7 protein-coding genes are annotated in these 7,616 nt (G+C 65.1%); 5 read left to right on the forward strand and 2 right to left on the reverse strand.

Annotated features, from left to right (window positions below):
* Positions 1 to 446, reverse strand: a 446-nt coding sequence (locus tag WBG82_RS09065) for a hypothetical protein (RefSeq protein WP_424423986.1), incomplete at its 3' end; no start/stop codon positions are given.
* A gap of 58 nt (positions 447 to 504) precedes the next feature.
* Positions 505 to 3,033, reverse strand: coding sequence for a Lon protease family protein (locus tag WBG82_RS09070; RefSeq protein ID WP_424423988.1), 2,529 nt, complete (start codon positions 3,031 to 3,033; stop codon positions 505 to 507).
* A gap of 252 nt (positions 3,034 to 3,285) precedes the next feature.
* Between WBG82_RS09070 and WBG82_RS09075 the strand changes: the two genes are divergently transcribed.
* The 5 genes from WBG82_RS09075 to WBG82_RS09095 all read left to right on the forward strand — a co-directional run.
* The gene (locus WBG82_RS09075) at positions 3,286 to 3,891 is read left to right on the forward strand and encodes a hydrolase (protein ID WP_424423991.1); all 606 of its coding nucleotides are present in this window, start codon (positions 3,286 to 3,288) and stop codon (positions 3,889 to 3,891) included.
* A 91-nt stretch (positions 3,892 to 3,982) separates the two neighbouring features.
* Complete coding sequence (locus WBG82_RS09080; protein WP_424423993.1) at positions 3,983 to 4,507, forward strand: tyrosine phosphatase family protein; 525 nt, start codon at positions 3,983 to 3,985, stop codon at positions 4,505 to 4,507.
* Positions 4,504 to 5,586, forward strand: a complete 1,083-nt coding sequence (locus WBG82_RS09085; RefSeq protein ID WP_424423995.1) for an NUDIX hydrolase — start codon at positions 4,504 to 4,506, stop codon at positions 5,584 to 5,586. Before WBG82_RS09080 ends, WBG82_RS09085 begins: the two co-directional genes overlap by 4 nt.
* A 183-nt stretch (positions 5,587 to 5,769) precedes the next feature.
* A complete protein-coding gene (nadA, locus tag WBG82_RS09090; protein WP_424423998.1) occupies positions 5,770 to 6,843 on the forward strand; it encodes a quinolinate synthase NadA in 1,074 nt (357 codons plus the stop codon).
* Positions 6,844 to 6,877: 34 nt separating this feature from the next.
* Positions 6,878 to 7,616, forward strand: a 739-nt coding sequence (locus WBG82_RS09095; protein ID WP_424424000.1) for an FAD-dependent oxidoreductase, incomplete at its 3' end; no start/stop codon positions are given.

A 7,616-nucleotide genomic window follows, 5' to 3' on the forward strand; every position in this document is an offset into this window, starting at 1 on the left:
ACCAGAAGCACATCGGCGTGCCCTTCCCGCGTCGCCGCCCGGACCGCGCGGCCCACCTCGCGCGCGGGCGCATGCGGCGAGCGGATGACGAGCGTATCCTCCGCACGCGCCGCTTCCGCCAGCGAGGCGAGCGAGCGGCCGCGCAGCACATCGAAACTCCAGTCGACGCGCGCCTCGGCCGCGATGCGCTGGAGCACGCGCCTTGCGGTTTCGGCCTGCGCACGCAGGGCACGCAGCATGTGCTCAGGGTCGACCGCGCGGACCTCACCCGAAAAGGAGATTTCCCGCGCGAAGGGAAGCTCGCATAGCGAGAGCAGATTTTCGTCCTCGACGAATACGCCCTTGAGGCGCGCATCAACGGATGCGGCAAGGCGCGCGGCAAGCGCCAGCGCCTCGCGCGTCATGAAATGCGTGTCGAGCCCGATCACGATGCGGCTCTCGGGCATCTGCGGTTCCTTTGTAGCCTGGCCGGAACAAGCGGCCGGCGTTTCTCTCGCCATGGCGCTACTTCTTTCCGTTCTCGTCGGCGCGTTGCGCGAAGCGGCGCTGATTTTCGGCAAAGGCGGCAAGCCGCGCCTCGGCCCGCGCATAGACGCTCCCTTGCGGGAACGTTCCATCGGGCCCCCGCTCGCCCGCGGGGCAACCCATCAGCAATTCGACGCCATCCTCGATGCGCTCGATAGGATAGATCGCGAACATGCCGCGTTCCACCGCGTCGACGACATCCTGCCGCAGCATGAGGTGCTTCACATTGGCGGCCGGAATGAGCACGCCCTGATCCCCCGTGAGCCCCCGGCGCATGCAGATGTCGAAAAAACCCTCGATCTTGTCGTTGACGCCGCCGATCGCCTGCACTTCCCCGAGCTGGTTCACGGAGCCCGTGACCGCGAGCGCCTGAGTAATCGGCATTTCAGCGAGCGCGGAGATCAGCGCATAAAGCTCGGCCGACGAGGCGCTGTCGCCATCGACCCCGCCATAGGATTGCTCGAAGACAAGGCTCGCGCTCATGGAGAAGGGGATCTCCGGCAGGAAGGTCGCGGAGAGATAGCCCGAGAGGATCAGCACGCCCTTGGAGTGGATGGGCCCGCCGAGATCGACCTCGCGCTCGATGTCGAGCACGCGGGCCGCGCCCATGCCCATGCGGACGCGCGCGGTGATGCGGCTCGGCCGGCCGAAGGACACCGCCCCCATTGAGAGGACGGAAAGGCCGTTCACCTGACCGGCGACGGCGCCTTCCGTGTCGATCATCACGATGTCGCGCGTGATCATTTCGAGGCTGCGCTCGCGCATCCTGTCGGCCCGCGCGATCTGCGCCTCGATGGCGGCGTCCACATGCCGTGCCGAAATGCACGCCTTGCTTTCGGACCGCGCGACGAAATCGGCCTCGCGCAGCAGATCCTCGATCGGCCACATGGCGGTGGTGATCTTCTCCGCATCCTCCGCGAGCCGCGAGGCGCGTTCGATGACGCGGCCGACTCCCGACCTGTCCAGCGGCAGCAGCTCTTCCTTGCGGCACATGCCGGCCAGAAGCCTGGCATAGAGAAGATCGTTCTCCGCCTCGCGGTCTATCTCATCCTCGAAATCGGCGGCGACCTTGAAAAGCTGGCTGAACTCCGGATCGAGATTGGAGAGCATGTAATAGAGGTAGCGGTCGCCGAGCAGAATGACCTTGAGATCGAGCGGGATGGGCTCCGGCTCCAGCGAAACCGTGCTGACGAGGCTCAGGAATTCGCCCGGCGATTCGATGACGATCTTGCGGCGGCGCAGCGTGCGCTTCAGCGCGTCCCAGGAAAGCGGCTCGCGCAGGATCTTCAGTGCATCGAGAACGAGATAGCCGCCATTCGCGCGATGGAGCGAGCCGCCCTTGATGAGCATGAAATCGGTGATGAGCGCACCCATTTGCGGCAGATGCTCGACGCGGCCGACAAGGCTCTGAAGCGTCGGGTGGTCCTCATAGACGATGGGCGCGCCGCCGCCGATATAGCCGCCCGTATCTGGCTCCATATGGGCTTTCCAGGGCGAGGTTCCGACCGAGCGGGGTACATTGTTGTTCTCGACGATCACATTGACTTCATAGCGCCGGAAGGGATTGAGTGCGCCGAAGGGAAGCGGCTGGCCCTGCGCCATGGCCTGAAGCGCGATCGTCACCTGTTGCTGCTGCTGGTCGCCCTGCCCCGCGAAGATGCCGATATTGTCGACAAGGTCGGCGGCGACGGCCGCCAGCCAGTCGCGCACGGCCGGCATGGTGTCGAAGCGCTGGCGAAGATCGCGCATCGACTGCTCGATGAGGCGTTCGGCGATCTCGCGATTAAGCTTCGTCACCCGGTCGCGATGCTCCTTCTCCCAGGCCGGAATATGCTCGAGGATATCGGCAAGCTCCTTCTGCAGGGCCTGTATCGTCGTCTCGATGCGCTTGCGCTCGGCTTCGGGGAGCTTGTTGAATTCGTCCGGCTTCAGCACTTCGCCTTCATGCCCGTCGCCATGATGGATGGGCGCGAGCGCAAAGCCTGAAGGCGTGCGAAGAAGCGCGATGCTCTCTGCCTCGGCATTCATGCGAAGTTCCTCGAACGCCTTTTCCTGGCGCTCGCGATACTCCTCCTCGATGGACTGGCGGCGGTTCTGATATTCCTCGCTCTCCAGAAGCGCGGGCACCGAAATCTTGAAATCGTCGATGAGGCGCGCCATCCCCTCCTTCAGCCCGCGGGCGGAGCCTGCGGCCATTTCGAGCACGATCGGCTTGTTGGGGCTGCGGAAGTTGTTCACATAGGCCCAGTCCGAAGGCGCCTTCTGGCGAACGGCGAGATTGGCAAGGAAGCCCAGCACGGCTTCATGCTTGCCCGCGCCTTCAGGGCCGAGAACGAAGATATTGTAGCCATGCCGATGGATCGAGGTGCCGAAGCGCAGCGCTTCAACCGCGCGCTCCTGACCGACAAGCCCCGGCAGGTCCTCCAGATCGGCGGTCGTCTCGAAGGTGAACTGCTTGAGATCGCAGGCACGATAGAGAAGATCGGCCGGGATGGGATCGACAGCCATGCTTTTCCTGCGTTGTCGGTTCGGCGCCCAGTCGGACACTTGCAAGCGGACGGATGAGGATCCTTCATGCGGAAGAAGCACCGCGGCGAAGACCCCATGACACGAGACTCTATGACTTGAGACTCTATGACGGGGGCCAGCCGGCGGCAAACCCCGGGAAATCCCTTATCGGCCGGGCGCGGAGCCCATCCGCGGGATGACAATCCGTTGCCCGCGTCCTAACGTGCACGGCCTCAACTCAAGGACGACGATATGGCCAGGCCCGGCCCAAGCAAGGACAAAGGATCGCGCGCCTGGCAGCGCATGCTGAGCGGGCGCAGGCTCGATCTTCTCGACCCCTCGCCGCTCGATATCGAGATCGAGGACATCGCGCATGGGCTTGCCCGTGTCGCGCGCTGGAACGGGCAGACCAGGGGCGATCATGCCTTCACGGTCGCCGAGCATTGCGTGCTCGTCGATGACATCTGCGTAAAATTCCGTCCCGGCTGGCCCAGCCGCTGGCGGCTTGCGGCACTTCTTCACGACGCCCCCGAATATGTCATCGGCGACATGATCAGCCCTTTCAAGGCAGCGCTCGGCATCGACTACAAGGCGTTCGAGAAGCGGCTTGCCGGCGCCATCCACATGCGCTTCGGCCTGCCCGCCGAATTGCCGCACACGGTGGAGGAAATCATCAAGCGCGCCGACAAGGCATCGGCCTTTTTCGAGGCGACGCAGATCGCGGGCTTCGAGGACGAGGAGGCGGCGCGCATATTCAGCCGGCCTAGGGGCCTTGCCCCCATAAGCCTGAAGCCCTTGCCGACGCGGGAGGCCCAGGCGCGGTTCCTCAGGCGATTCGAGGAGCTGACGGCGGGCTGAGGCCGTCACAAATCTTCGCACGAATCTGATAAGCTGCTGATAGAGCGGCCGTTCGCCGGATCTTTTTACGGATTTGTGCTATTCTTCCACGATGATTTACGTCAGTCCCCTCAGCGCTGTCATCGACGCGATCCGGACCGTCCGGCCGTCTCATCTGGTGAGCCTGCTCGACCCCGAGACGATGATCGACACGCCGGAGGGCGTGGCGCGGGAGCTGCACCTCCAGCTCGCGGTCAATGACATCGCCGAGCCGAACGACATGCTCGTCACGCCCGGCGAAGGCCATATCTCCGAACTCATCGGTTTTGTCCGGAGCTGGGATCAGCGCAGCCCGATGCTTCTCCATTGCTGGGCCGGGATCAGCCGCTCGACGGCGGCCGCCTTCATCGCGCTTTGCACGCTCAACGAGGATCACCCGGAAGACGAACTCGCCCGGCTCGTCCGCGCGCGGGGCTCGCATGCCCATCCCAATCGCCTGATGGTAAGGATCGCCGACGACCTTCTCGGCCGCAACGGCCGCATGCGCGAGGCTGTCGAGGCGCTGGGACCGGGACGCGCCGCCTGGGAGGGCGAGCTTTTCTCCCTCCCAACCCACCCTGAGCGGACGGTCCCATGACCGCCCCCGCGGGCGCGGCGACAGGACCAGAAAGGCGCGCATCGCCGCGCACCAACTCCCATGGCGGGCTTGCGACCAAGGCTGTCGTCATCGGCCTCAATGCGGCCATCGTCACCGTGTCCGAAGACCAGCCCAAGATTCTCGTCGTGCCGCAAAGCGCCGGGCCGAGCGGCAATCCGGCCGGCGGCTGGGACGCGCTGCCCTTCGGTCCGTTCGATCCCGCGAGACACCGCACACTCGAGATCGGCATGCGCTCCTGGGTGCAGGAGCAGACGCATCTCGCGCTCGGCTATGTCGAGCAGCTCTACACATTCGGCGATCGCGGCCGCCACGCGCTCGAAGTCGAGACGCCGGGCGAGCATGTCGTCTCGGTGGGCTATCTCGCGCTCACGCGCACGCATGACGGCGAGCTTTCGGGCGCGGCCTGGCGCGACTGGTACGAGCATTTTCCGTGGGAAGACTGGCGGCGCGGGAAACCCGCCATCATCGACCAGATCATCGCTCCGCTTCTGCGCGAATGGGCCTCGCACCAGTCGGAAGCAAGCGAAGACGAACTCATGCGCGGCAAACGGCGCGACCGCGCGCGGCTTTGCTTCGGCCTAGACGGCGTTCACTGGGACGACGAGAAGGTGCTCGAGCGCTACGAGTTGCTTTACGAAGCGGGGCTCGTGCGCGAGGCGGCGCGGGACCGGCGCCCCAACGCCATCGCCCACGGAGCGGCGAACGAGCCCATTCTCGGCCGCCCGATGCAGTTCGACCATCGCCGCATCCTCGCCACCGCCATGGGGAGGCTTCGCGCCAAGCTCAAATACAGGCCCGTCGCCTTCGAGCTGATGCCGCCGACCTTCACGCTGTTCGAGCTTCAGAAGACGGTCGAGGCGCTGCTCGGCCTTCATGTCCACAAGCAGAACTTCCGCCGCCTCGTCGAAAATGCGGGCCTTGTCGAGCGCACGGGTCGGGTGACGACGCGCACGGGCGGCCGGCCGGCCGAGCAATTCCGCTTCCGCCGCGAGGTACTCAACGAGCGGCCCGCGCCGGGCCTGCGGCTCGCCCCGTCCAAGAGCCGGGCAAATTCATAAGCGGATACAATAGCTTGTGAAGAATCCGGCGAGCGAGACCTTGCGCGAAATTGTCCTATTTTGGCTGTTGACCTTGTCTAATACTCAGACGTAGCATATCTCCCCAATGGACCCGGCCCGACCGAAGGAGCCGGCGTTTTTGATCTCTATGATATGCTCATTCTGAGCATAAAGGAGGCCGGGATGGCAATCGCTGGAGAACTCGATCGCGCTGACGCCGCGCGCAAGGCCGAGCCGCGCAAATTCAAGCCGGTCGATATGCCGGACCTCGAATACACGCCCGGCCTCGCCAAGGAGATGGCGCCTCTCTACGAGAAGGTGCGCAACGTCATCCCGTCCGTCGAGTGGCCGTTCTTCGCGCCCTATATCCACGCCATCAACAAGCTGAAGAAGGAGCGCGGCGCGGTTCTGCTCGCGCATAATTATCAGACGCCGGAAATCTTCCACTGCGTCGCGGACTTCCGGGGCGACTCGCTCCAGCTCGCCAAGGAAGCAGGCAAGGTGGATGCCGATGTCATCGTCCAGTGCGGCGTTCACTTCATGGCCGAGACGTCGAAGATCCTCAATCCGCAGAAGACGGTTCTGATCCCGGATTCGCGCGCGGGCTGCTCGCTCGCCGAGTCGATCACGGCCGAGGATGTGCGCCTTCTTCGCCAGCGCTATCCCGGCGTGCCCGTCGTCACCTACGTCAACACATCGGCCGAGGTGAAGGCGGAGAGCGACATCTGCTGCACCTCGTCGAACGCGCTCAAGGTCGTCGAGAGCTTCGGCACCGACCGGGTGCTCTGCATTCCCGACGAATTTCTGGCCAAGAACATCGCCAAGCAGACCAAGGTGAAGGTCATCGCCTGGAAGGGGCGTTGCGAAGTGCATGAGCGCTTCACGCCGGAGGAACTGCGCCAGTATCGCAAGGACGATCCGAACATCGTCATCATCGCGCATCCGGAGTGCCCGCCCGAAGTGGTGGCGGAGGCCGATTTCTCGGGCTCGACCAGCGGCATGATCAGCTGGGTGAAGGAGAACAAGCCCGCCCGCGTCGTCATGGTCACCGAATGCTCGATGAGCGACAACGTCGCCGTCGAAAACCCGGATGTCGAGTTCGTGCGGCCGTGCAATCTCTGCCCGCACATGAAGCGCATCTCGCTCAAGAACATTCTCGACTGCCTCGTCCATATGCGCGAGGAAGTCACGGTCGATCCGGTCATCGGCGCGCGCGCAAGGCTCGCCGTCGAGCGGATGATCAATCTGGGGAACTGACACGCGCGATCCTGCGCATAAGGGGCCGATGCCCATGTCCCACGACCAGGTCACGGATGCCGGTGATGTCCTCATCGTCGGCGCAGGTCTTGCCGGGCTTTTCACGGCGCTGAAACTCGCGCCTCGCCCTGTCACGGTGCTTGCCGCGGCGCCCATCGGCGACGGGGCGTCGAGCGCCTGGGCGCAGGGCGGCATCGCCGCCGCCGTCGAGGAAGGCGATACGCCCGAAGCCCATGCCGCCGACACGGTCGTCGCGGGCGCCGGCATCGTCGACGAGGCGGTTGCACTCTCCATGGCGCGCGAGGCGCCGGCCCGTATCGACGATCTCCTGCGCCTCGGCGTTCCTTTCGATCGTGACCTCGAAGGCCATCTCGCTGTCGGACGCGAGGCGGCGCACAGCCACCGCCGCATCGTGCATGTGCGGGGCGACCGCGCCGGCAGGGCCATCATGGAAGCGCTCGTCGCGGCGGTGCGGGCCTGTCCGTCGATCCGCGTCATCGAGAATTATTCGGCCTATGAACTGGCGCTCAGGGACGGCCGCGTCGCAGGCGTCCATGCGCGCCACACGGAAACGGGCGCCTCGATCCTCGTCCGCGCGCGAGCGACGGTTCTTGCCAGCGGCGGCGCCGGACAGCTCTATGCTGTCACGACGAACCCGCCCCAGGCGCGGGGACAGGGCGTCGCCATCGCCGCCCGCGCGGGCGCGATCATCGCCGATCCGGAATTCGTGCAGTTCCACCCGACGGCCATTGCGGGCACACGCGATCCGGCAC

Source organism: Parvibaculum sp. (assembly GCF_049671045.1).
Taxonomy (GTDB): domain Bacteria; phylum Pseudomonadota; class Alphaproteobacteria; order Parvibaculales; family Parvibaculaceae; genus Parvibaculum.